This is a genomic window from Mesobacillus campisalis, from assembly GCF_000986785.1.
GTDB lineage: Bacteria > Bacillota > Bacilli > Bacillales > Cytobacillaceae > Mesobacillus_B > Mesobacillus_B campisalis.
Genome location: NZ_LAYY01000003.1, coordinates 39985 through 63399, shown reverse-complemented (window position 1 = coordinate 63399; position 23415 = coordinate 39985). Strand labels below are relative to the sequence as shown.

Below are 23415 nucleotides of genomic sequence, written 5' to 3'. Positions count from 1 at the left end.
TATTCCACCATCCCAAGTCATTATAAATTGCACTATCTTCATGATAAATTAGATGAACAAAAAAGTGAAAAAATACAGTCATGGATATTCCAGGACTGAATTTGAGGCTTATTTAAATCCTGAATGAATGTCATCTGTTTGTTTGTTGAAGAGGTTCTCCTATGAATTTCCGGATGTGGCTGGCAACTTCCTCGGGCCGTTCTTCAGGCACGAGATGGCCTGTATCTTCAAGGACGATGAGGTTTGCCTGTGGAAGATCCCGCGCAAGGCGTTTGCCGACGCTTAATGGAACGACTTTGTCATGTTCTCCCCAGATCAGAAGGCAAGGAGTCTGGATCTGCCGAAGTGCCTCCTGTGGAAGGTCTCCTTCCCTGTCGCGTATCATCCTTGTCAAACCCTTAAAAATCCCATTGTCCATGAAGGGTGCCAAATACCCCTCCCTCATCTCATCATCAATCAAAGAATGGTCATGGACCACATTCCTCAAGTTTTTTTCCACTCCCGAACGCCCGAGGTGATATTTGACATAAAGGTGGAATAATGGCAAACGGCTGCTTAGCATCAATGCCCGTCCAGCAGGTTTCAGGTACCCGGAACTGCACAGGAGTACCGCTTTGCTGGCCTTGCCCGGAAAATGGCGGAGGATGTTCAACGCGATTTGGCCACCCATTGAATGCCCAATCACTGTGTATGTAGAAATGTTCAGGCCGTCCATTAGCTCGGTAAGTGTCCTGGCCAGATTTTTATAGGAATATTCATAGCTTGTTCTCTTCCCGCTTTTGCCAAACGGAGGCAGGTCGACGCTTATCACACTGTAGTCCTCTTTTAAAAGCGGTACCAGATGCCTGAAGCTGAAGAGGGAGGAGAGAAAGCCATGGATAAGGACAATCGTATCCCTGGAGGCAGGGTGTTGATAATATTCGTAATAAATGTCGATTCCTGCCACGGTCTTGCTTGCTGCAAAGCTGTTTGCTTCCATTTTGACCACTCCTGATTATGAACTATCCCTTACTTTTCCCCATTTCCATTCATTTACACTTGCAGTAATCCTTGCTATCGGACCAGGAAAAAGGATAAATATCCATAATCTCCTGCTATCGCTCTTTCAGACAATTTTGATATAATAATTGTATTTTAAAGCTGAGGAGGATTTTATGCAGCTCACTGCCAAGGAATTAGAAGTTGTAGAAATTGTTGAAAAGAATTCGCGAATCTCCAATGAGGACCTTGCCGCCATGTCTGGCCTTGCAATAGAAGAAACAGAAGAAATCCTGAGAAAACTGGAGCAGCTCAAGGTGATTGTCAGGTATACCTCGGTGATCGACTGGTCTAAAATCGAGGGTCATGAAGGGGTGACGGCAATGATTGATGTCAAAGTCACTCCGAAGCGAGGCGTTGGATTTGATGACATTGCCAAGAGGATCTACCGCTTTCCGGAAGTGAAATCCGTGTACCTTATGTCAGGCGCCTATGACCTGTCCGTCATCATTGAAGGAAAGTCGATGAATGATGTTGCAAGATTTGTATCGCAAAAGCTTTCCACACTTGATTCTGTCATCTCCACAACGACTCATTTCATTCTAAAAAAATACAAGCATGACGGCACCATTTTCGAACCGGAAGAGGACGATAAACGGATTGTGGTGTCACCGTAATGAAAACGACTAAAAGCTACTTATCTCGAACAGTTGAAGAATTAAAACCATCGGGCATCCGCCGCTTTTTCGATCTTGCTTCCGGAATGGAGGGGGTTATTTCACTGGGGGTTGGAGAGCCGGATTTCGTTACCCCCTGGAGCGTTCGCGAAGCGGCGATTCTATCACTTGAACAGGGATACACCTCCTATACCGCAAATGCCGGGCTTTTGGAGCTGCGCCAGGAAATCGCCTCCTACCTTATAAACTCCTTTCAAGTTGCCTACAAGCCTGAAAGTGAAATAATAGTAACCGTAGGCGCCAGCCAGGCTATTGACATTGCTTTGAGGTCAATTCTTGACCCGGGGGACGAAGTGATCATCGTGGAGCCATGCTTTGTCTCCTATAGTCCGCTTGTCGTCCTTGCCGGGGGAAAGCCGGTGCATGTACAGGCTGCCAAAGACAATGGCTTTAAAATTTCAGGAGACACGCTGAAGTCCGCGATTACGGATAAAACAAAAGCAATCATGATCTGTTCTCCGAATAACCCTACTGGCACATTGCTGGAGGAGGATGATTTGCGGGAGATCGCCGCTATTGCGAAAGAACATGACCTTCTCGTCTTATCGGATGAAATTTATGCTGAGCTGGCCTATGATGGGGCCTATACAAGCATGGCTGCCATCGAAGGCATGAAAGAGAGGACTATCCTTGTTTCCGGTTTTTCAAAAGGATTCGCCATGACCGGCTGGCGCCTCGGGTTTGTCTGCGCTCCCCAATACATTGCAGAGGCCATGCTGAAGGTTCACCAGTACGGGATGATGTGCGCACCGACCATGGCCCAGTATGCCGGTCTCGAAGCATTAAGAAGCGGAAGCAGTGATGTGGAGGAAATGCGGAAAAGCTACCGCCGCCGCCGCAATTATATGGTCAGCTCGTTCAATGAAATGGGCCTGGACTGCCATCTTCCCGGCGGGGCTTTCTATGTGTTTCCGTCCATCCAGGCAACCGGTTTGACCTCGGAACAATTTGCGGAACAGCTGCTGATGGAAGAAAAGGTGGCCGTTGTCCCCGGAAATGTTTTTGGCGAAAGCGGGGAGGGTTATATCCGCTGTTCCTATGCGACGTCAATGGAGCAGCTGCAGGAGGCCGTCAGGAGAATCCGAAGCTTCCTCGAGAAAAACACAAAATAAAAAGAGGGCAGCCAAGATTGGCTGCCCTTTAAAAAGGGGGAATACTAGAAAGCCTTATGATAAAAGGATTTCCATATCCACCCATTTTATACATTGAAAGTACAGGATTATGATAACTTTTCAAGATAAAGTTCCGAAGCCGGAACGTCAAGAATCGTCGCCAGTTTTAAGAGTGTTTGATTATCAGGGGTTTTGGTCCCCGTCTCGTATTTTTCAATCGTCTGCTTTCCCACTCTGGCCTTTAGGGCCAGCTCCTCAAGCGTCATGCCCCGCTGCTCGCGAATTGATTTGATATTAGCACCGACTGCAGACATCTTCTTTCACCTCTCCTTTACCGTTATTACTTAATTTTACCATAAAAATCCTGGGGATTATCCCCTTTAAGTGAATATTTGGTTAACTCCGTTTAGTTTTGCCGGCAAACTTTCTTAATCTTTTTTTGAAACTATAAGGTTTATATGATATAATTTTTTATTGCGTATAAATGGGATAAAAATAAATGAAAACTAGGAGTGTTCTTATGTCAGAAAAGATCGAAACAGGCAGTGTATTAACAGGAAAGGTTACTGGAATACAGCCTTATGGAGCATTTGTTGCATTGGACGAAAATACACAGGGGCTGGTTCATATCTCCGAAATCACTCATGGGTATGTAAAGGATATTAACGAACACCTGAAGGTTGGGGACGAAATTAAGGTGAAAGTCTTATCTGTAGACGAAGATGCAGGTAAAATCGGCCTATCCATCCGTGCAACGGAAGAAGCCCCTGAGCAGGCAAACAAGCCAAAAAGGCCTCGCAAGCGTCCAGCAGCCATTATCAGCCAGGATGAAGATTCCCAGGGATTCAACACATTGAAAGACAAGCTTCAGGAATGGATCGCACAGTCAAAAATGTAATCATTCCAGAATTTTGCCACAGCACCCGAGTGCTGTGGTATTTTTCGGTCTACTAATTAACTGCAAAAACAAAAAATCCGCCACTTGGCGGATTTTTGTTTTACGTTATGATCTTGAAGGCTCGGATTGGGTTTGTCTTTCTTCCCTCTCACTTGGAGCGAACAGCAATCCAAGGTTAACCAGTCCTGCAAGGCCGACCAGGCCGTATACAATCCTTGAAAGGGCTGAATCTTGTCCGCCAAAGAGAGAGGCAACAAGATCGAATTGAAAGAAACCGATCAATCCCCAGTTAATGGCGCCGATAATGGTAAGAACTAATGCAATTCGTTGCAGAGTACTCAAGTGGGATTCCTCCTTTTAAAATGGGTCAGGCTTAGGTTAAACCATTTTCCCAGAAATATGCATGCACTTCCCTGATTTTTTACCAGAAAGGTTTCTGCTTTTTGGGCCATACTAAAATTTTGCAATGAACTGGCACTTGAAACATAATAGGAATGAAGGATGGTGACTAATATGGAGAATTTTGTATTCGCAAATCCAACCAAGCTTATTTTTGGAAAAGGCCAGCTTGACCAGCTTAAAAAAGAAGTACCCAGCTATGGGAAAAAGGTTCTGCTGGTATACGGCGGAGGCAGCATCAAACGCAGCGGGCTGTACGAGGATGTGCTAAAGCAGCTTGAGGAAATACAGGCCACCGTATTCGAACTGCCGGGAGTAGAGCCTAACCCCCGCTTGTCGACTGTCCATAAAGGTGTGCAAATCTGCAAGGAAGAAGGAATTGACTTCCTGCTTGCGGTCGGCGGCGGAAGTGTGATTGATTGTACAAAGCTGATTGCAGCAGGGGCAAAATATGAGGGTGATGCCTGGGATATCGTAACCAGGAAGGCAACGGCCAATGAAGCCCTGCCGTTTGGCACGGTGCTGACGCTAGCAGCGACTGGTTCGGAAATGAACGCGGGTTCGGTGATTACCAACTGGGAAACGAAAGAGAAGCACGGCTGGGGAAGTCCGGTGACTTTTCCGAAGTTCTCCATCCTTGACCCGGTAAATACGTTCACAGTCCCAAGGGACCAGACAGTGTACGGTATTGTCGACATGATGTCCCATGTGTTTGAGCATTACTTCCACCAGGCTGAAAATACGGATTTCCAGGACCGTATGTGCGAAGGGCTGCTGCTTACAGTGATGGAGACGGCTCCAAAGCTGCTGGAGGACCTCGAAAATTACGAGCACCGTGCAACCATCCTGTACTGCGGTACGATGGCTCTGAACGGGATGCTGTCCATGGGCTACCGGGGAGATTGGGCCACACACAATATTGAACACGCTGTTTCGGCTGTTTATGATATTCCGCATGGCGGTGGGCTGGCGATCCTGTTTCCGAACTGGATGAAACACAATATCAAAGTCAAGCCTGAAAGGTTTAAGAAATTGGCAGTCCGTGTCTTTGGCGTGAATCCTGAAGGGAAGACGGATGAAGAAGCCGGCTTGGAAGGAATCGAAAAACTCCGGGAATTCTGGAATAGCATCGGTGCTCCTTCACGTCTGGCAGATTATGATATTGATGACAGCCAGCTTGACGTCATGGCTGATAAGGCAATGGTGAATGGTGAATTTGGCAACTTCACCAAGTTGAATCGGGAAGATGTCCTGAAAATATACAAAATGTCTCTATAATCGATAAGAGGGCCAGCAGTGTTATACTGACTGGCCCCTTTTTCGACAAAAAATATAGAATTTTGACGAAAAGATTTAACATGTGAACACGGTTACAAAGTTGGATGATTCTTGATTCTTGTCCCACCATTGGGTAAAGTGATAGAAGAAAACAATACAATGGAGGATCAGCCATGACACATATTCGTTTTGATTACTCAAAAGCCCTTAGCTTTTTTGGCGAACACGAAGTTACATACTTGAGGGATTTTGTGAAAGTAGCCCATCATTCCCTGCATGAAAAGACAGGAGCGGGCAGCGACTACCTCGGCTGGGTTGACTTGCCGACTGATTATGATAAAGAGGAGTTTTCCCGCATCCAGAAAGCGGCTGCCAAAATCAAGAGCGATTCAGAAGTGCTCGTTGTCATCGGAATCGGCGGTTCCTATCTGGGGGCTCGCGCGGCAATTGAATTTTTGCAGCATAGCTTTTATAACTCTCTTCCAAACGAAAAGAGACAGACTCCGCAAATCCTGTTTGCAGGAAATAATATCAGCTCCACGTATATGAGAGACCTGATGGACATGCTTGAAGGAAAGGACTTCTCCATCAATGTCATCTCCAAATCAGGAACAACGACAGAACCTGCGCTGGCATTCCGTATTTTCCGCAAATTGCTGATTGAAAAATACGGTGCAGAAGAAGCCAGGAAGCGAATTTATGCAACCACCGATAAAGCAAGAGGAGCGCTTAAGACACTTGCCGATGAAGAGGGATATGAATCCTTTGTGATTCCTGATGATGTAGGCGGGCGCTATTCCGTCCTGACTGCTGTTGGTTTGCTGCCAATCGCTGTCAGCGGAGCCGATATTGAATCGATGATGAAAGGCGCAGCACAAGCGCAGGAAGATTTCGGGAAATCCGAACTTGAAGAGAACGCTGCCTACCAGTACGCAGCTGTGCGGAATGTCCTTTATAACAAGGGTAAAACAATTGAGATGCTGATCAACTATGAGCCTTCGCTCCAGTACTTTTCCGAATGGTGGAAACAGCTGTTTGGCGAAAGCGAAGGAAAAGACCAAAAAGGTGTTTATCCTTCTTCCGCCAACTTCTCAACCGACCTGCATTCCCTGGGACAATATGTCCAGGAAGGGCGCAGGGATTTGTTTGAAACAATTATCAAGGTTGATAACCCGCGTCACGAACTGACCATCGAAGCAGAGGACAACGACCTGGACGGCCTCAACTATCTCGCCGGCGAAAGTGTTGACTTTGTCAATAACAAGGCGTTTGAAGGAACATTGCTTGCCCATACCGATGGCGGCGTGCCAAACCTGGTGGTGACCATTCCTCAGCTCGATGAATATACTTTCGGCTACCTTGTTTATTTCTTCGAGAAGGCTTGCGCGATGAGCGGCTACCTGCTTGGAGTCAACCCGTTCGACCAGCCTGGCGTTGAAGCGTACAAGGTCAATATGTTTGCACTCCTTGGAAAGCCAGGGTTTGAAGAAAAGAAAGCCGAGCTTGAAAAGCGTCTTAAATAGGAAAAGCGTAAGCGCCTTGCTCAGCCCCGACCAGCATAAGACGCTCCAGAATAGAAGGCGTTCTTTGCCTTCAATTTTGGAGTGGCTTATGACTCGAGGTGCTAGGCGGTGGAGCTAGACAGTTATCTAAGTGTCTCAATTCATTCTTTCGATTTTTTAAAAAGAGTGCCAGTGAAAACTGGCACTCTTTTTTGCTTGATGAAATTTTCCCTTTTGGCAAAGACTATTGAAAAAGAAAGGGAGAATGTAAATGATTGAACTATCATCTCAGCTTGAAGGAAAACGATTTGATCTTTACCAGCTGGAGCAGACATTAAAACCGATGGGCTACTCCATTGGCGGAAATTGGGATTATGACCAAGGCTCATTTGATTATAAAATGTCTGACGAACCGGGCTATCAATTTCTGCGGCTACCTTTTACTGCGGTCGAAGGACAACTGGATGCCAAAAACTGCGTTGTGCAATTCAGCCGCCCTTTCCTGCTTGGACATGTTTATCAGGAAGGCATGGATGACCATGCGCATGTAGACAACTCCAATGCATCCTTCAACCAGTTTTCCGAGCCTGTCGAAAAGGATGGGGATGTGCCGGACCGTTTTGTGAAAATTGGCCAGACCCTTTTAAAGGATGCGGAAAACGCCTTACTTTGAACCGGGAAGTTTATGCTTGTTTGTAATAACGAGAAGCTGGTCCTCCTTTTCAATTTTGATGCCATTGGTGGGATTGACATAAAGGTCATTCCCTTTTTTTATGCCGAGGAGGAGAGTCTCTTCAGACAATAAAAACAGGTGGGCCTGCTTGAAGTTTTTCCCAAGTGTCTCCGGGCTTCCAGGCTGGTATTCGAGCTTTTGTGCGGCCAGCTCATCGAGGAGATCGGAAAGTGGATTTACCATTCCAGTTGAATGGATGCTGTCAAGAAAAATCGCGCTTGTCAGGCTATTGGTTTTAATAATCTCATCGGCTCCTGCCCGTTTCGCATTATTCAGCTGTTCCTTGGTCAGGATTTCAACAATGCACCCTACATCAGGATTAAGTCCTTTCACTGCCAGCAGGGTCAGGATGCTGTTCATGTCAGCTTGAAGTTCATCAAGATTCTGGTCGGCCGTTATGATGACCTTTGCGGCAGCAGTAATATTTGCCTGCAGGAGAACCTCATCCTGAAGTGCCTTACCTTTAATAAAATGCACATGGTGAAAAGGCATGGGGTTGCTGTTAAGGGTTTCATCAATGAGGAGGATATGCTGATGAGACTTGGATAAAGAACCGATAATCGCTTTCGAACGCTCATTCCAGCCGATCACCACCAAATGCCCATTCCCTTTGTAGTCGGCCCCGCCCTTAATATACTCTTCCTGTTTCGTGACAGCAGCAGTGGAAAGGGTAATAAAATAAGTCGAAAGAAAACCTGCCCCGATAAACAGGAGGACAATTCCGGCCAGCCTGCCGGCCATTGTCAAAGGAACATAGTCCCCGTATCCCACCGTCGAGGCGGTAATGATCGCCCACCAGACCCCATCGAAGACGGTCGGAAAATTTTCCGGTTCAATCAAATGGATGAACAGTCCGAACAAGCAGATTAACAGGGAAGTAATGAGGAGAATCCTCAAAAGCAGCGGCAGCCTGATGAACCGGATATAAAGATGCTGTGGCAAGTGAACCATCCCCTTTTTTCTTTATTGTTCAGTATCGCCAGCAAACATAAAATGGAAACGGAAAGATTCCTCCAGCTTGGGCCAATGTCCAAACCCACCCGGGGGCTTTGGCATAGTGTGAAGCAAGGAGGGATGAAAATGTTTAACACTGCGCTGCTATTCTTTGCGTGTATTCTGGCAGGCTTTGCCCTGCTGAAATTAACCGCTTCAGGTGTTGCCTTGCTAGGCGCCGGCCTGGTCTCTTTCTTTGAAGTTGTCGCTGTCCTTGTTATCATTATTTTCGTGTTCGCCTTGTTATATTTAGGGTTCAAAACCTTGTTCAGCAAAAGCTGGAGATAAGGGGTTAACAAATAGGAGGCTGTCATCAGCCTCTTTTTTATTTTCATAAAAAAGAAGGATTTGGTAAATATCTAACTGTATACCAAATTTTGATTCTGCATGGAACGGAGGTGGGGCGGCCATGTTTAATTTCCTCAATAAAATCGCGCGAAGCAAGAAGAAAATAAAGCCTGTGGAATCAAGGAATACACTTGAAGAACAAAGCAGCTGGAAAGAGCAGACCATCTCGTGGCTCATTGACGAAAATATCGACTTGATGAAAAAAATCTATCGCATTCCCGATAACCGTGATGTGAAGGTCAGGGAAATCAAACTGGGAGGAAAGGGGCGGAAAGCCGCTGTCTTTTTCATCAGTTCCATCACGGACGTCAGAACGATCGAGGACAGTGCCCTGCGTCCACTGCTGCTCAATAAGGACCCTGATGCAGGGATTGAAGAAATCATTTATACACAGAATGTAACGGCCGTCACGCAAATACAAGAAGTTGTCGAGAATGTCAACAGAGGCAACGCTGTGATTTTTCTCGAGGGAAAGCCTGCTGCCTACGCGTTTGAATGTGCCAACTTCCAGGGCCGGTCGGTCGAATCGGCTGAGACAGAGGTGCTTATAAAAGGCCCTAAGGAAGCCTTTACTGAAAAGGCGATCGTAAATTTGTCACTCCTCCGGAAGCGGATAAAAAACGAAGCCTTAGTCGCCGAGACTGTAACGATTGGGAAGCGCTCAAAAAACGACGTGTTTATTTTATACATCCGGAATTTGGCTGATAACCAGCTTGTGGAAAATATTAAGGGGCGGCTGAACAATCTGAATGCCGATGCGATTCAAAACCTGTCTCTTCTGGAGCAATATATAGAAGAACGAAAATTTTCGCTGTTTCCCAGTGTGCTCCTGTCTGAAAGACCGGACCGGGCTGCATCATTTATCGAGGACGGGCATATCGTCCTGATTATGGATAATTCCCCGGACAGCCTGATTCTTCCGGCCACTTTCTGGTCGTTTTTCCATACTCCCGAGGATCATTACCTGAGATTCTTTTTCGGCAATTTTATTAGAGTGCTGCGGATGATTGCGATGTTCATAACCATTTTTATCTCAGCCATCTACATTGCGGTCACCACCTATCATGCTGAAATGATTCCGGCTGATCTTCTTTTGGCCATTGCCGGAACAAGGGAGAAGGTACCGTTTCCGGTTCTAATTGAAATTTTGCTTATGGAAATTGCGTTCGAGCTCATCCGTGAAGCAGGACTGAGGGTGCCAAATCCCATGGGACCCACGATTGGAATTGTAGGCGCCCTTATTCTTGGACAGGCTGCTGTAGAGGCAAACATCATCAGCCCCATCGTTATTATTGTGGTTGCGCTCAGTGGTCTGAGTTCTTTTACAATCAGTGATATTAGCTTGAATTTTGCCCTAAGGATCATCAGGTTCATGTTTATCTTTTCTGCCGGACTGTTCGGCATTTATGGAATGACAACTTTATTTACTTTGGGAATGTATTATTTTGTATCCTTAAAGTCGTTTGGGGTGCCATTTCTTGCACCTATGTCCCCCCACTATGTATCTTCAAAGGATACTATTTTCCGTAAGCTATTGACACAGGAATCCCTGCGGCCGGGATACTTAAAACCAGTCGATATCAATAAAAAAGGCAATGGAGCAGTGAAATGAAACAAACCAAAGGGAAGATTGGCATCAGGGAATATGTCGCGATCATTGGATTGACAATTGGGAGCAAGCTTTCGGATGATACTCCCAGCATATTGTACAGCACAGCCAGAAACTCTGCCTGGATTTCACTCTTGCTTATGACCCTTCTCTCCATCATTCCCATTCTTCTGCTGCTAAAAGTGATGTCGGCCCATAAGGGAAAAAATCTTCATGAAGTCAACCTTCATCTGTTTGGCAAAGTTCTCGGAAACTTGTTCTCGTTAGTCCTGCTTGCTATAGGATTCAGCTTTGTGGTTGTTGACTCCGAGAGATATGTAGACATCATCGGGACAATGTATTTTTCAAGAACACCGCTGATTGCCATTTACGTTGTCTTGTTTATAGTCTGTGCCTATGGGGCAAAAAGGGGGATTGAGCATATTGGCAGCACAGCTTGGCTCGCATATTTCTACATTAAGGTCACCCTCCTTGTTGCCTTGGGGATCACATTCATCCAGGGAATACCCGAACTGATTTTTCCGCTTTGGGGGCCGGGGATAGGGGAAATTGTCAAAACAGCTGGCAGCAATCTTTCCATTTTTGCCGACATTTTTTTCCTTGCCCTGATTGCTCCCCTCGTCGGCACTTTCAAGGAATATAAGCGGGGGACACTGATCGGCTTTGGGATAGGGGCAGTTGAAATCACCGTCTCACTTGTCCTGTTTGTCATGCTTTTTGATTTTACATCAATTGAAGTGCTGAAATATCCATTTCATGAAACAATCCGCTATATTTCTATAGGGTTTTTAACAAATGTGGAGAGTATTTTCCTTCCTTTTTGGCTGGTTGCCGCGTTTATACGCTTTTCCGTTTATTTGTACTTGGTGGTGGTCTTGTTCGGCGGGATATTTAAAATCAAGGACTTTGAGTACCTCGTTCCGCTGATGGCTGTTCTAATCGTTGCACTGGGTAATGCTTCGACCATATCGGTTTACAGGATCCCTCAATTAAGAGAACTGCTTTTGACATGGCTGAGCCCTATATTCTTTCTATCACCCTGCTTCATGTGGCTGGCTGCCAAACTAAGGGGGGACTTCAGGAATGGGACATCTACTAAAAATCATTAATATCGTCATCATGCTTGCAGCACTCTTTATTTTGCCTGGCTGCTGGGACCAGACGGGTCTTGATAAAAAAGTGTTTGTGATTGGCATGGGCATGGACAAAGCCGAGGCGAGCGGGAAAATCGAAGTTACCTATCTTATCGCCAATGCAGAAGCAGGAATATCCCAGCAGGGCGGAGGGAGCCAGGAGCCCAGCATGCAGACCATTACCATCCGTTCTTCGGATTTGATTTCTGTCAGGAATACAGCCAATGCTGTGATTGCAAGGGAAATCTCCTATGACCTGCTTCAGGTTCTTGTCGTTTCGGAGGAACTTGCCAGGGAAAAGGACTTTATCCGTTTCCTTTATAATGCCAGCAAAGACCGCGAAATCAAGCGAAATGCCTATTTAATGGTCAGCAAGGAAAGGGCCTCGGATTTTTTCACCAATAACAAACCGACGATGCTTACGCGGCCTCATAAATTTTATGAAAACATGGTGAATCGCGGAATTGAGACAGGACTGATCCCGGACTCCCAGCTTCACCACTTTTTTAGGATTACGGAAGAAGACGCCAATTTATTTCTTGGAATGTATGTGACAACTGAAGTTAAAAAGGATAAAGACAAGTTTCGCGCGAATGAAAATAATGTTCTTGCGGGTGAAATGAAATTTGAAGGGGAAACAAATAATGCCCAATTTCTTGGTGCCGCGGTGTTTCTCGAAGGTCAAATGATTGGAACCTTCACCGGTGTGGAGAATAGGATTGTCATGTTGATTAATAGGGCATTTGAAGCTACCGATATTCTCAGCACCTATCCGGATCCATTTATGGAAGGGTATCAAATGGCGATTAGACTAAAAAAGGTAAAGGATAGCGATGTTCACTTGGACTTGAATAAACAGCCACCAAAAATACGTGTCACTCTCCCGCTCGTGGCGGAGGTGATGAGTGACCCGGGCATGGAAAACCCCGCGGAAAATAAAAAGAAAATAGATAAGATCCGCCGTTACCTTGAAAAAGAAATTGCAGCTCAGGTAAAGGATGTAGTGAACAAAACGCAGGAAGAGTACAAGGCAGAGCCTTTTGGCTGGTCCCTCTATGCCAGGAAGGAATTCAGAACCCTGAAGGAGTATATGGCGTTCGACTGGATGAAAACCTACCCGCGCATGGATATTGAAGTCGATGTTAAGCTACGTTTTGGGGAGTTCGGCAGACAGCCGAAAATACCAACATACGAGGGGATAAGGGATTAAGATGGATGCTGCTTTAAACTTCTTTATTTGGGGTTGTGTACCCATGGTCTTTCTGTACACCTCGGGATTCGCATGGTCATTATGGAAACAGAAAAATAAAGGGGGGGCGGTGATCGTGTTTATATTAGCATGCATTGCCCTTGTGCTTCCATACTTCACGTATATGCGCTATTGAATTCATCTAAAATTCACAGCCTTTCTACCAAGCTATTGGGGGAGTATGATTACAATTCTCCGAAAAGAGGTAAGAACATAAGTGATACAACTGCTTTCCTGCCTTGAGGCTGGGAATGAAAAGATCATAGGAGGAAACGGCCATGAAAAAGCAGTATGCCGTAATTGGCATGGGCCGGTTTGGCTCGAGTGTAGCGGCTACACTTTATAATGCCGGGAATGAGGTCCTTGCCATCGATAGAAATGAGGAACAAATCGAAGATTATAAAAACAGCGTGACGTATGCCGTGATTGGCGACTCGACGGATGAAGCAACGATGAAAGAAGTGGGCATCCGCAATTTTGACACCGTGATTGTTGCCATTGGTGATGACATCCAATCGAGCATACTGACTGTGCTGCTGCTGAAAGAATTGGGCGTAAACAATGTGGTCGCCAAGGCCCTGAATAAGCATCACGGCCAGGTACTGTCGAAGATTGGGGCCGACAAGGTGATTTTTCCGGAGAAGGATATGGGAGAAAGGCTCGCCCACCAGCTGATGGCCTCTCCAAATGTCCTCAACTTTATTGAGTTTGCCGATGATTACAGCATAGAGGAGATCAAGGTACCGAAAAGCATGGAAGGAAAGACCCTCAAGGACCTGGATTTGCGGGCTGACCATAATGTCATTGTTGTGGCGATAAAGGAAAAGGATAAAATTAATATCGCGCCCGGGCCCGAAGAAACGCTTAAAATGGACGATGTGCTTTTCGTGGTTGGGGAAAATACCGACCTGGAGAAATTCTCCAATATAAACTGAAAGCTGCCGATCAGGTCGGCAGCTCATTCAACTTATCTAATTGTCTAATCTTGTTTTACAGGCGTGGTTTCTGTTGGCAATGAACTGTTCGTGTATTCTCTTGACGGCCAGTCAATCGGGTTCCTTACAGCACTTTTTCCGGAGAAATTCTCAATCAGTTCCTTAACATCGATGCCGGAGGAAGCTTTCAGGCTCTCCTGGAGGCCGGCCATCAGGTTGGTTGCGTATCCCGTCACCTTATTGGCGCCGCCGTTTGCACCGCTGCCGCCGGTATCAACGACAGTGATCTTCTCAATGTTCCCCAATGGAGCCGCAATCTGCTTGGCGTATTCAGGAAGCATCTTCAGAATCATGTCGAGTGTCGCAGCCTGGCCGAACATTTCGAACGCTTCAGCGATCTTCTCCTTGGCCTGGGCTTCAGCAAGTCCCTTCAGGCGGATAATTTCCGCTTCCGATTCACCTTGCGCTCTTTGTGCTTCCGCTTTTGCCAAGCCGTCCATCCGCACTCTTTCTGCTTCGGCGCTGGCCATTGCTTCAATCCGGTATTTATTTGCATCCGCTTCGGCCATTTCCCGCATTTTCTGGGCAGATGCCGACTGTTCGACAGCGTAGCGGTCTGCATCCGCCTTTTTCTTGACCTCGGAGTCATATTGGCGCTCCCGGCGGAGGATTTCTTTCTCTTCCAGTTCAATCTGCTTTTGGCGCTCGATGATTTTAACCTGCATTTCCTGCTCTGTCACTTCCTGCTTGGAACGAGCTGTCTCAAGGTCATAGGCCTGGTCTGCCCGGGCCTTGGCGATATCCTGTTCACGGCGGTATTCGGCAATCTTTAGCTGGTTTACCTTTTCGGCTTCCGCAATTTCCGTCGCCCGCTCGTACTCCGCCTTTTTGGCATCTTTATCGGCTTCCGCCCTTTTAATGCGGGTTTCTTTGTCCGCTTCTGCCGTCGCGATATCTGCATCCCGTTTGACTTGGGCAATCCGCGGTTTTCCGAGGGAATCAAGGTAGCCGTTTTTATCGCGCACTTCCTTTATGGTAAAAGACACGATGACAAGTCCCATCTTGGCGAGATCCTGGGAGGCAACACGCTGTACCTCCTGGGAGAATTTATCGCGGTTCTTATAAATCTCTTCAACAGTCATGGAACCAAGAATCGAACGGAGATGGCCTTCGAGCACTTCTTTTGCTTCATTTTCACGGTCAGCCTTTGTTTTGCCGAGGAACTGCTCGGCCGCCGTCGCAATTTCGCTAATGGAACCGCCGATTTTGATGATGGCCGTTCCGTCGGCCATGACGGGAACCCCCTGCTCGGTATATACTTCCGGAGTGGTCACTTCCAGCTTGCTCGATAGCAGGCTCAACGGGCGGGATTGCTGGAACACAGGGAAGATAAAGGCGCCGCCGCCCCTGATGATTTTAATTTTATTCCCGGCTTCGTCGACATGGACGTTCTTGCTGCCAAGGAAGCTCCCTGTCACAATCAATGCTTCATCAGGTCCTGCTGTTTTGTACTTTGTGATAAAAACGGCAATCAATGCGAGAATCAGGAAAAGGACAAAAGCTCCTACAATCCAGACTAGTTCCATTCAACATTCCCCCTAAATTAAACTTTCCATTTCTTCGTAAAGGCCGACTTCGAGCACCCCATCGGCGACATCGATGACCAGTACTTTTTGTCCATTGGCAATCGGTTTTTTATTGAAGCTTGCTGCAGGCTTGGAAATCCGGCCGCTGATGCTGTCAATCAGCACCTCGCCAAATCCGTCTTCTGGTACAGCTGTAATAACAATGCCAGTTCGGCCTCTTAAGTCGCTTTCTCTATATACAAGCGATTCTTCAGCCTTTGAAAGCGGGATGAGGACAAAAATGTTCAATAACGCGACTAAAATAAACGAAATGACTGCTGAAACAGCGGCTATCAGGATGCTGTGGAAAGAGGTGAGCTTCTCAGCCAGATAGCCTATGGCCGAGAACAAAGTAACGAAAGAAAAAATCAGTGTAGGGTTGATGAACCCCTCAAACATGGCGCCGAGCAAATCGCCGAATAATAAATACAGGATCGTAAGGGCTCCTGCAACCACCAGTGCATAAAAGTAAATGGTTTCCAAAGGCATTCCAAATAGATGCATCCTTCATCTTCCTTTGCTCTTTCTTTTGAGCCCCAAAGCCTCCCCGTCTTCCTGCCCTCCTTCTTATCTGATAATCTTAATACGGGGAAAAATAAGGAAAAGATTCAATATATATAAATATTTTACTATTTTAGGTGGTTTTGGAAAAGGGTGGAGAGAAGAATTATAGGTGAGTCCGGCAAATTCGTTTAATTTGAGGATTATATCCGATAGAATAGGGAGGAAGTGAACAGATTGATACAGAAGAGGTGTTTCTATGAGGCAAAGGGATATTTTCATGGCTTTTCTTCGGGTGGGCCTGCTTGGCTATGGAGGCGGTCCTTCTTCCATTCCGTTGGTACATAAAGAAGTGGTGGACAAATATAAATGGATGAATTCGGATGAGTTCAGTGATGTTCTCGCTCTTGGAAATGCGCTTCCCGGCCCGATTGCCACTAAAATGGCGGGATATATCGGCTATCGTGTCGGAGGGCTGCCAGGGATGCTCAATGCTCTGGCAGCATCCATCGTGCCGACCATCATCATGATGGTCTTGCTGTTAACCAGCCTGAATGCCTATAAAGATGAGCCCTGGGTGCATGGGATGACCGAAGCGGTGGTTCCCGTGGTCGCCGTGATGCTTGGCGCGCTTACATGGGATTTTGTCAAAAAATCTGGCCAGTCAAAACTTGGCTGGAAATGGACTGCCGTGTTCATTATGTGCAGTTTTGCGCTCCTTGAGCCTATGGGGCTTCATCCAGCCATCCTTATTTTTGTTTTGCTTGCGGGAGCTCTTCTTATAAGAGGAAATGCAGCCGGGAAGAGGAAGAGTGAGTCATGATTTATTTGAAAATTTTTTGGGCGTTTTTCATTCCCGGAATCCTTGGCTATGGAGGGGGACCGGCCTCGATTCCGCTGATTGAAAATGAAGTAGTCGGCCGTTACGGCTGGCTCACCGTAAAGGAATTCAGTGAAGTGCTGGCTCTTGGGAATGCGCTTCCCGGCCCGATTGCCACGAAAATGGCTGGTTATATTGGCTATGAACAAGCCGGAATCCTTGGAGCGGCAACAGGGGTTTTTGCTACTGTAGCTCCATCGCTGATCCTGATGATTGGTCTGCTGGGATTGCTGATGAAATATAAGGACTCGCCGAAGGTAAAGCGGCTGACAATCGTTATAAGGCCGGTCATTGCGGTCCTGCTCGGAGTGATGACTTATGATTTCTTTTTTTCTTCCTATAAAGGCACAGGAGCATGGCAGACGATTTTCATTGGAGGGCTCAGCTATATACTAATGGAAAAACTAAAAGTCCATCCTGCATATGTTATTGGCGGTGCTATGATATATGGAGCCATATTCCTCGCATAGGAGCGACGCTGGCCTTCCTTTTATGGTATAGTTGCATGGTTGTGAAAGTTTTTATGATTAACGGAATGAAAATGTTAAATTCTTATAGAAAGCAGGCAGATGCAAGTGGCTTTTAAAAAGAAACAGTTTATTGCTTTGGGGCTGACCATCTTCTTTTTATTTGTATTGCTTTTTGTCATATTGGCCCTGACGAGCACCATCAAATCCAATATGCTCGAAATTGTCCAGGACCGCTATGACAAAGTCAACCGGGCAATGGAAATCAGGCAGGATATTTTTCAATCGGACAGGAGGATCCTTCAGGCGCTGATGCAAGGTGAGGAAGGAAGCGGAGCACTTACAGCTACGGATGTAAATGGTCTGTCAAGCAATATCCGTGAAAATATTTCCGAGCTTGAAGGCATGCTGAACAAAAACCAGTCAAAGAGGTTATTAAGGGAAGTGAAGGCAGGGTATGAAAGCTTTGCCGCCATGGAGATCAGAATTCTTGCCGGATTGTCCGCAGGGGCTTCACCGGATGAGATGATGGCCATCTATAATGCTGAAAATGCTGCACGCAGCCAGCTGTTCGAAAGGCTCAACAGCTTCAGGGATTATCAGGAAGGCTTGATAGGCGAGGCATTGGAATCCTCCAATGAAGCCTACAGCCAGCTTATCGCCTCGCTCGTGACAGCGGTGGCGGCGGCCATCATCCTGATTTCTGCTGCCACTCTGTGGGTGATCAGGAGTACCAACCGCAGCCTTATCAGCATTACAGAGGGAATTAGGGCGATTGATTATGATAATCTTTCAGAAATCCCGCGCCTGAAGCAGGAAACCAATGATGAAATCGGGCAAATCGCTTCATCCTTTAACATGATGGCGGCGTCTCTTGAAAATTACCATGCACAGGAAAAGAAATATACGGCTGAAATAGCGGAGCAGAACTGGATTCAGACTCAGTCCGCCGAGATTATCAATCTCTACCATAAAAGCACGGAGGTTGAATCACTGGCTGAAGGCTTCCTGGCCAAGCTCGCTCCTCTATCCGGTGCAAGTCTTGGTGCCTTTTACCTGATGGATGGCGACAGGAGCGGTACGATTCTTAAAAAAATCTCATCCTATGCAGACAGCGGTGAAACACCGGCAAGGGGAACCATCCCGGAGAGGGAAGGCCTTGTGGGGCAATGTGCCCGTGATGGCAGAAGCATCTATCTTGAGGAGGTGCCAGGGAACTTCACACCTGTCAAAACAGCTTTCGGAGAAGCGGTGCCAGCCTGCATCCTGATTTCACCGGTCATCGTGAAGGATGAAGTGGTGGCTGTTGTGGAACTGGCCGCCTTGAGGCACTTCACCAAGCCTGAAAAAGCCTTGATTGAAAAGGTGCTGGAAACCTTGGGGATTGCGGTGACCAATATCCTTGGAAGGATGGAGGTCGAAAGGCTGCTGCTTGAGTCACAGGCGCAGACGGAAGAACTTCAATCCCAGTCTGAAGAGCTTCAGGCCCAGTCCGAAGAACTGCAGACGCAGGCTGAAGAGCTGCGCATGATCAATGAGCAGCTTGAAGAGCGATCAAGGGATGCCGAAGAAAAATCGGCAGAGCTTCAGAAAGCAAAGACAGAACTTGAAGAACAAGCGCGCCAGCTTCAATTGAGCTCTAACTATAAGTCCGAGTTCCTTGCGAATATGTCCCATGAACTGAGAACGCCATTAAACAGCATCCTCTTGTTGTCGGAAATGCTGACGGAAGACGAAGAAGAGGCACTTACCGAAGAACAGAAGGAATTTACCAGGGTTATTCATTCTTCCGGCCAGGACCTTCTTGAACTAATCAACGATATCCTCGATCTTTCAAAAGTAGAAGTCGGAAAGCTGGATGTTTCATTTGATGAGGTGAATATTAGGGATTTCGGCAATCGAATCGGTCAGCTGTTTGCCCATCTGGCTTCACACAAAAATCTTGAATTTACTGTAAGCACTGGCGAGGATTTGCCCGACGTTTTCCATACAGATGAACAGCGGCTCCAGCAAATTGTCAAGAACCTGCTTTCCAATGCCTTTAAGTTCACCGAAGAAGGGTCGGTGAAGGTAAATGTTGAACGCCCTGGCCTATCAGAGCTTCAAAGACTGCCAAAATGGACGGAGAGAAATGACTGGCTGAAAGTGTCTGTAGCGGATACCGGAATTGGCATCAGTCAGTCCAAGCAAAGAATGATTTTTGATCCTTTCCACCAAGGCGATGGCACTACGATGAGAAAATACGGCGGTACGGGGCTCGGCTTATCTATTTCAAGGGAATTCGCACGGCTTCTCGGGGGCATTGTTCAAGTGGAAAGCGAAGAGGGAAAAGGAAGTACCTTTACCCTTTATATCCCAAGCTTGCCTGATGGCCTTCCGGAAGAAAGTGAATACCCGTACATCCCGGTGAACGAGGAAGTGGCCCCGGCTGTGGAAATGGCACCTGGACCCTCGGCAGACGAACAAACCATCCCCGATGCCGGCGAAGCTGGACCGGAAGTTGAGGCAGTCAGCCTTTTGGCCGGTAAAACGGTGGTAGTAGTTGATGATGACCGCCGGAATATTTACGCGCTGACCAATGCCCTCAAAAAAGAAGGCATGAACATATTGACTGCAGAGAACGGATCGGAGTGCCTCGATCTATTAAGTCAGGCAGATCAGGTTGATATCATTCTCATGGATATCATGATGCCGGTTATGGACGGATATACGGCTATGAAGAAGATACGCGGGCTGGAAAAAGGGGAAGACATCCCAATTATCGCCTTGACAGCAAAGGCAATGAAAGGCGATCGGGAAAAATGCCTTGAAGCAGGCGCCTCCGACTATGTCAGCAAACCGCTTAAGCTGGACCAGCTTTTATCTGTCATGAGAGTCTGGATCACCAAGGAGTAAAAGAGGAAATCTTATGGATAAGGAAGAATTGGAGTTAGAGTTATTGCTTACTGCAGTCTATCGCTTGTCAGGATTCGATTTCAGGCAGTATATGAAATCGTCCATTTTAAGGCGTGTTCAAAACAGGCTCCGTCTGGAACAGCTTCCCGGAATTTGCCGACTGACTGAAAAAGTGATAGAAGACGAAACAACGTTGAAGAAGCTGCTGCAGGACTTTTCCATTAATGTTACAGAGATGTTCAGGGACCCTTCCTTCTTTAAGGCTTTCCGCGAGAAAGTGGTCCCACAGCTTCACAGCCTTCCTGAAATCAGGATATGGCATGCCGGCTGCTCTACCGGGGAAGAGGCATACTCGATGGCCGTTTTACTCAAAGAAGAAGGACTTGGCCCGCGGGCGAAAATTTATGCCACCGACATGAATGAAATGGTCTTGCAAAGGGCTGAGAAAGGGATCATCCCCCTGACAAAAATGCAATTATATACGAAAAACTACATCCAGGCAGGCGGAAAAAGTTCTTTTTCGGAATATTACCAGACGGACAGCCAGTTCGCCTACTTTGATCCTGAACTGTTGAAAGGTATTATGTTCGCGCAGCATAACCTTGTCACAGACGGATCCTTTAATGAGTTTCATGTGATCATTTGCCGTAATGTATTGATTTATTTCAATCCCGTTCTTCAGGCAAAAGTGATGGACCTTTTCGGTGAAAGCCTCGCTTCCGGCGGTTTCCTGGGCCTCGGAAGCAAGGAAGCGATCCGGCCGGAGATGGCAGGATCCTTTAATGATTTTTTTCCTGCAGAAAAGATTTATCATAAAAAGTGAACAGCACTTGCAGAAAAGCTGAAAAGAGCGTGAAACAACTTGTTTCACGCTCTTTTCTTTTAAGTGCAAAATAATTTTAAATGTATGGAACCATCATAAAAATAAGTCCTCACCCCTTGTTGCCGAAATTTTTTAATGATTGACGCAATGTTAGCCAATGGTTAAAATGTTTCCTATAGGAAACTTTCTTAGTTTCGTGCATAAAATGAACCAGAATCAAAAATTTGATATTAAATATAGGGGTGGAAATCCAGTGACGGAGAACATCTTGTTTGCCTTCGGGCTGACTTTAATGGCTGGTTTGGCTACAGGGATTGGCAGCCTTCTTGCTTTCTTTACATCAAGGACAAATACAAAATTCTTATCGCTAGCCCTTGGGTTTTCTGCGGGGGTCATGATTTACGTTTCGATGGTGGAGATATTCGTGAAGGCTCGTGAGGCACTGACCGGGGCCTTAGGGGAAGTTCCGGGAAACTGGTGGACGGTGGGAGGTTTTTTCGGCGGGATGCTGTTAATCGCGCTGATCGATAAATTCATTCCCAAACAGAGCAATCCGCATGAATTAAAGAAAGTGGAGGATATGAATAAGGGCCAGGCAGCCAATGACCCGGCATTGCTGAAGATGGGCACGTTCACAGCTTTGGCCATAGGAATCCATAACTTTCCTGAGGGCATCGCCACGTTTACATCCGCCCTCCAGGATCCTGCGCTTGGCGTCGCCATCGCCATCGCCATTGCCATCCACAATATTCCCGAGGGGATTGCTGTTTCTGTCCCGGTGTATTACGCAACGGGCGACAAGAAAAAAGCATTCAAGCTTTCCTTCCTGTCAGGGCTGTCGGAGCCAATTGGGGCACTGGTTGCCTTCCTGTTCTTGATGCCCTTCCTGAATGACGTCATGTTTGGGATTATCTTTGCCGCCGTAGCAGGGATCATGATATTCATTTCTCTTGACGAATTGTTGCCTGCCGCAAAGAAATACGATGAGGCCCATATTTCCATTTACGGCCTGATTGGCGGGATGGCTGTAATGGCATTAAGCCTCCTCCTGTTCATCTAATGGCAAAAACGCTTGGAAGGTTCCAAGCGTTTTTTGTATGTATCATAGGTTTTCTGTGAGATGGTTTCCTGCCTGGATGAGCACAACGCACATATCATCGGAGGCGTGTGTTTGATGCTCTCTGGTCAGGATGCAATCAATGGGTTCCCCTTCGGCTGGGAGGAGGGAAGAGGCGGCAGCTTCCAAAAAGCCGCTTTCCTGTCCATGCCTGGCGACTGCCTCCTCAACTCCATCCGTAAACAGAAGCAGCTGAAGAGTGTGTTGATAAGAAAGTGTTGTTTTCCGAACCTGAATTTGCTCGAAAAACCCCACGGCACAGGTACGGTCAGAAAGGGCGACAACTTCCTTGCCATCGATAAGGGCGAAGCCGGCTGGATGTCCCGCGTTGACGTATTCTACCGTTTTTTTCTGCGTATCAATCACGGTATAGATTGCGGTGAAATAATAAGGAATGTGGTGGTTGCGTGAATTGAGGGTATGCATCCAGCGGTTCAGTTCATCCATCACATATTCAGGGTCAGAACAGCTGTGGATGGAATCACGCAGCACGGAAGAAATGAACATGCAGACAAGTGAGGCTGAGATTCCATGCCCCATCATATCAAGGATGATGGCCGCATACCTGTGCTTGTCAATCCTGTACCAATAGTACATATCTCCTGCAAGTGTATTGGCCGGCAAGTAGGAAGCTTTCATCAGGATATGGTCATGAAGGATGGGCTCGCTTAGCATGCTTGTTTGAACCTGCATGGATAATTCCAGTTCATTGCGGATTTTCTCATCCTGCTTTTTATGCCAGTCTTTCTCTGCTTTTAAGCGCAGCACCACACGCATGCGTGCAAGCAGTTCTGTCTTATTGATGGGCTTCATCACATAATCAAGCCCCCCGACATCCAAAGCTTCGGCAACTTTGTTTGAGTCCTCAAGCGCTGTCACGAAAATGATCGGTATGTCTTTTAAATGTGGTGTTTCCTGTATCCTCCGGCATGCTTCAATGCCGTCGATTTCGGGCATCATGATATCCATTAAAATTAAATCAACCGGTTTTTCAACCGGGGTTGGATGGTCTATTTGCAGGTAATCGAACAACTCCATTGCGGATTTGAACGATTTATAATCATTATACCCTGCCCGGTTTAAGATTTTTTCAATGACAAACAGATTAACCTGGTTATCATCGACAATTAAAATCCCCATTCCCCTTACCCCTTTTATATTGAGTCTGCTGTTATATGTATATATCCTGTTTTTTATACCCTA

The 23415-nt window shown here is 46.7% G+C and carries 23 protein-coding genes; 16 read left to right on the top strand and 7 right to left on the bottom strand.

Features of this window, described 5'->3' with window-relative positions; translation table 11 throughout:
• Nucleotides 1-130: 130 nt before the first annotated feature.
• Nucleotides 131-979, bottom strand: coding sequence for an alpha/beta fold hydrolase (locus tag WQ57_RS03495; protein ID WP_046522342.1), 849 nt, complete (start codon nt 977-979; stop codon nt 131-133).
• A gap of 175 nt (nt 980-1154) precedes the next feature.
• Between WQ57_RS03495 and WQ57_RS03490 the strand changes: the two genes are divergently transcribed.
• Together WQ57_RS03490 and WQ57_RS03485 are read left to right on the top strand one after the other, a co-directional pair.
• The gene (locus WQ57_RS03490) at nt 1155-1655 is read left to right on the top strand and encodes an Lrp/AsnC family transcriptional regulator (protein WP_046522341.1); all 501 of its coding nucleotides are present in this window, start codon (nt 1155-1157) and stop codon (nt 1653-1655) included.
• Nucleotides 1655-2827, top strand: a complete 1173-nt coding sequence (locus tag WQ57_RS03485) for an aminotransferase (RefSeq protein WP_046522340.1) — start codon at nt 1655-1657, stop codon at nt 2825-2827. Before WQ57_RS03490 ends, WQ57_RS03485 begins: the two co-directional genes overlap by 1 nt.
• Before the next feature lie 107 nt (nt 2828-2934).
• On the opposite strand, the gene WQ57_RS03480 is transcribed toward WQ57_RS03485, so the two are convergent.
• Nucleotides 2935-3141, bottom strand: a complete 207-nt coding sequence (locus tag WQ57_RS03480; RefSeq protein ID WP_046522339.1) for a helix-turn-helix domain-containing protein — start codon at nt 3139-3141, stop codon at nt 2935-2937.
• Nucleotides 3142-3347: 206 nt separating this feature from the next.
• Here WQ57_RS03480 and yugI point away from each other — a divergent pair, with 206 nt between their 5' ends.
• Nucleotides 3348-3725 carry a S1 domain-containing post-transcriptional regulator GSP13 gene (gene yugI, locus WQ57_RS03475; RefSeq protein ID WP_046522338.1) on the top strand — a complete coding sequence of 126 codons (378 nt, stop codon included), beginning with the start codon at nt 3348-3350 and terminating at the stop codon, nt 3723-3725.
• 105 nt (nt 3726-3830) lie between these two features.
• On the opposite strand, the gene WQ57_RS03470 is transcribed toward yugI, so the two are convergent.
• The gene (locus WQ57_RS03470) at nt 3831-4067 is read right to left on the bottom strand and encodes a DUF378 domain-containing protein (protein ID WP_046522337.1); all 237 of its coding nucleotides are present in this window, start codon (nt 4065-4067) and stop codon (nt 3831-3833) included.
• A gap of 171 nt (nt 4068-4238) precedes the next feature.
• On the opposite strand from WQ57_RS03470, the gene WQ57_RS03465 reads away from it, so the two are divergent.
• The 3 genes from WQ57_RS03465 (at nt 4239) to WQ57_RS03455 (ending at nt 7577) form a co-directional block, all read left to right on the top strand.
• The gene (locus WQ57_RS03465; RefSeq protein WP_046522336.1) at nt 4239-5402 is read left to right on the top strand and encodes an iron-containing alcohol dehydrogenase; all 1164 of its coding nucleotides are present in this window, start codon (nt 4239-4241) and stop codon (nt 5400-5402) included.
• A gap of 173 nt (nt 5403-5575) precedes the next feature.
• Nucleotides 5576-6925 (top strand): glucose-6-phosphate isomerase, encoded by a 1350-nt coding sequence (locus tag WQ57_RS03460; RefSeq protein WP_046522335.1) that lies wholly within the window; start codon nt 5576-5578, stop codon nt 6923-6925.
• 250 nt (nt 6926-7175) lie between these two features.
• Nucleotides 7176-7577, top strand: a complete 402-nt coding sequence (locus tag WQ57_RS03455; protein ID WP_046522334.1) for a YugN-like family protein — start codon at nt 7176-7178, stop codon at nt 7575-7577.
• Here WQ57_RS03455 and WQ57_RS03450 read toward each other — a convergent pair.
• A complete protein-coding gene (locus tag WQ57_RS03450) occupies nt 7569-8579 on the bottom strand; it encodes a potassium channel family protein (protein ID WP_046522333.1) in 1011 nt (336 codons plus the stop codon). The genes WQ57_RS03455 and WQ57_RS03450 overlap by 9 nt on opposite strands.
• Nucleotides 8580-8717: 138 nt before the next feature.
• Between WQ57_RS03450 and WQ57_RS26490 the strand changes: the two genes are divergently transcribed.
• From WQ57_RS26490 to WQ57_RS03425, 5 genes are all read left to right on the top strand, one after another.
• Nucleotides 8718-8918 (top strand): hypothetical protein, encoded by a 201-nt coding sequence (locus WQ57_RS26490; RefSeq protein WP_046522506.1) that lies wholly within the window; start codon nt 8718-8720, stop codon nt 8916-8918.
• Nucleotides 8919-9039: 121 nt separating this feature from the next.
• The gene (locus WQ57_RS03440) at nt 9040-10590 is read left to right on the top strand and encodes a spore germination protein (protein ID WP_052948631.1); all 1551 of its coding nucleotides are present in this window, start codon (nt 9040-9042) and stop codon (nt 10588-10590) included.
• On the top strand, nt 10587-11696 hold the full coding sequence (locus WQ57_RS03435) for a GerAB/ArcD/ProY family transporter (protein ID WP_046522332.1): 1110 nt from the start codon (nt 10587-10589) through the stop codon (nt 11694-11696). Before WQ57_RS03440 ends, WQ57_RS03435 begins: the two co-directional genes overlap by 4 nt.
• Nucleotides 11671-12930 (top strand): Ger(x)C family spore germination protein, encoded by a 1260-nt coding sequence (locus WQ57_RS03430; protein WP_046522331.1) that lies wholly within the window; start codon nt 11671-11673, stop codon nt 12928-12930. The genes WQ57_RS03435 and WQ57_RS03430 overlap by 26 nt, the downstream gene beginning before the upstream one ends.
• 317 nt (nt 12931-13247) lie before the next feature.
• Nucleotides 13248-13904, top strand: a complete 657-nt coding sequence (locus tag WQ57_RS03425) for a potassium channel family protein (RefSeq protein WP_046522330.1) — start codon at nt 13248-13250, stop codon at nt 13902-13904.
• 44 nt (nt 13905-13948) lie between these two features.
• Here the strand turns inward: WQ57_RS03425 and WQ57_RS03420 are convergent, their stop codons facing one another.
• The gene (locus WQ57_RS03420) at nt 13949-15490 is read right to left on the bottom strand and encodes a flotillin family protein (protein ID WP_046522329.1); all 1542 of its coding nucleotides are present in this window, start codon (nt 15488-15490) and stop codon (nt 13949-13951) included.
• A 12-nt stretch (nt 15491-15502) separates the two neighbouring features.
• On the bottom strand, nt 15503-16033 hold the full coding sequence (locus WQ57_RS03415) for an NfeD family protein (protein ID WP_046522328.1): 531 nt from the start codon (nt 16031-16033) through the stop codon (nt 15503-15505).
• Between the two features lie 256 nt (nt 16034-16289).
• Here WQ57_RS03415 and WQ57_RS03410 point away from each other — a divergent pair, with 256 nt between their 5' ends.
• From WQ57_RS03410 to zupT, 5 genes are all read left to right on the top strand, one after another.
• Nucleotides 16290-16853 carry a chromate transporter gene (locus WQ57_RS03410; RefSeq protein WP_046522327.1) on the top strand — a complete coding sequence of 188 codons (564 nt, stop codon included), beginning with the start codon at nt 16290-16292 and terminating at the stop codon, nt 16851-16853.
• Nucleotides 16850-17380, top strand: coding sequence for a chromate transporter (locus WQ57_RS03405; RefSeq protein ID WP_046522326.1), 531 nt, complete (start codon nt 16850-16852; stop codon nt 17378-17380). The genes WQ57_RS03410 and WQ57_RS03405 overlap by 4 nt, the downstream gene beginning before the upstream one ends.
• 105 nt (nt 17381-17485) lie before the next feature.
• Complete coding sequence (locus WQ57_RS03400) at nt 17486-20272, top strand: ATP-binding protein (RefSeq protein WP_046522504.1); 2787 nt, start codon at nt 17486-17488, stop codon at nt 20270-20272.
• 13 nt (nt 20273-20285) lie between these two features.
• A complete protein-coding gene (locus WQ57_RS03395) occupies nt 20286-21095 on the top strand; it encodes a CheR family methyltransferase (protein WP_046522325.1) in 810 nt (269 codons plus the stop codon).
• Nucleotides 21096-21348: 253 nt separating this feature from the next.
• Nucleotides 21349-22155, top strand: coding sequence for a zinc transporter ZupT (gene zupT, locus WQ57_RS03390; protein WP_046522503.1), 807 nt, complete (start codon nt 21349-21351; stop codon nt 22153-22155).
• Between the two features lie 42 nt (nt 22156-22197).
• Here zupT and WQ57_RS03385 read toward each other — a convergent pair whose 3' ends face one another.
• Nucleotides 22198-23352, bottom strand: a complete 1155-nt coding sequence (locus tag WQ57_RS03385) for a PP2C family protein-serine/threonine phosphatase (RefSeq protein WP_046522324.1) — start codon at nt 23350-23352, stop codon at nt 22198-22200.
• Nucleotides 23353-23415: the final 63 nt, after the last annotated feature.

What these genes read in the sequence shown, in the direction of transcription:
- WQ57_RS03495 (WP_046522342.1), bottom strand. Translation starts at nt 979, where the DNA reads ATGGAAGCAAACAGCTTTGCAGCAAGCAAGACCGTGGCAGGAATCGAC.
- WQ57_RS03490 (WP_046522341.1), top strand. Translation starts at nt 1,155, where the DNA reads ATGCAGCTCACTGCCAAGGAATTAGAAGTTGTAGAAATTGTTGAAAAG.
- WQ57_RS03485 (WP_046522340.1), top strand. Translation starts at nt 1,655, where the DNA reads ATGAAAACGACTAAAAGCTACTTATCTCGAACAGTTGAAGAATTAAAA.
- WQ57_RS03480 (WP_046522339.1), bottom strand. Translation starts at nt 3,141, where the DNA reads ATGTCTGCAGTCGGTGCTAATATCAAATCAATTCGCGAGCAGCGGGGC.
- yugI (WP_046522338.1), top strand. Translation starts at nt 3,348, where the DNA reads ATGTCAGAAAAGATCGAAACAGGCAGTGTATTAACAGGAAAGGTTACT.
- WQ57_RS03465 (WP_046522336.1), top strand. Translation starts at nt 4,239, where the DNA reads ATGGAGAATTTTGTATTCGCAAATCCAACCAAGCTTATTTTTGGAAAA.
- WQ57_RS03460 (WP_046522335.1), top strand. Translation starts at nt 5,576, where the DNA reads ATGACACATATTCGTTTTGATTACTCAAAAGCCCTTAGCTTTTTTGGC.
- WQ57_RS03455 (WP_046522334.1), top strand. Translation starts at nt 7,176, where the DNA reads ATGATTGAACTATCATCTCAGCTTGAAGGAAAACGATTTGATCTTTAC.
- WQ57_RS26490 (WP_046522506.1), top strand. Translation starts at nt 8,718, where the DNA reads ATGTTTAACACTGCGCTGCTATTCTTTGCGTGTATTCTGGCAGGCTTT.
- WQ57_RS03440 (WP_052948631.1), top strand. Translation starts at nt 9,040, where the DNA reads ATGTTTAATTTCCTCAATAAAATCGCGCGAAGCAAGAAGAAAATAAAG.
- WQ57_RS03435 (WP_046522332.1), top strand. Translation starts at nt 10,587, where the DNA reads ATGAAACAAACCAAAGGGAAGATTGGCATCAGGGAATATGTCGCGATC.
- WQ57_RS03430 (WP_046522331.1), top strand. Translation starts at nt 11,671, where the DNA reads ATGGGACATCTACTAAAAATCATTAATATCGTCATCATGCTTGCAGCA.
- WQ57_RS03425 (WP_046522330.1), top strand. Translation starts at nt 13,248, where the DNA reads ATGAAAAAGCAGTATGCCGTAATTGGCATGGGCCGGTTTGGCTCGAGT.
- WQ57_RS03420 (WP_046522329.1), bottom strand. Translation starts at nt 15,490, where the DNA reads ATGGAACTAGTCTGGATTGTAGGAGCTTTTGTCCTTTTCCTGATTCTC.
- WQ57_RS03415 (WP_046522328.1), bottom strand. Translation starts at nt 16,033, where the DNA reads ATGCATCTATTTGGAATGCCTTTGGAAACCATTTACTTTTATGCACTG.
- WQ57_RS03410 (WP_046522327.1), top strand. Translation starts at nt 16,290, where the DNA reads ATGAGGCAAAGGGATATTTTCATGGCTTTTCTTCGGGTGGGCCTGCTT.
- WQ57_RS03405 (WP_046522326.1), top strand. Translation starts at nt 16,850, where the DNA reads ATGATTTATTTGAAAATTTTTTGGGCGTTTTTCATTCCCGGAATCCTT.
- WQ57_RS03395 (WP_046522325.1), top strand. Translation starts at nt 20,286, where the DNA reads ATGGATAAGGAAGAATTGGAGTTAGAGTTATTGCTTACTGCAGTCTAT.
- WQ57_RS03385 (WP_046522324.1), bottom strand. Translation starts at nt 23,352, where the DNA reads ATGGGGATTTTAATTGTCGATGATAACCAGGTTAATCTGTTTGTCATT.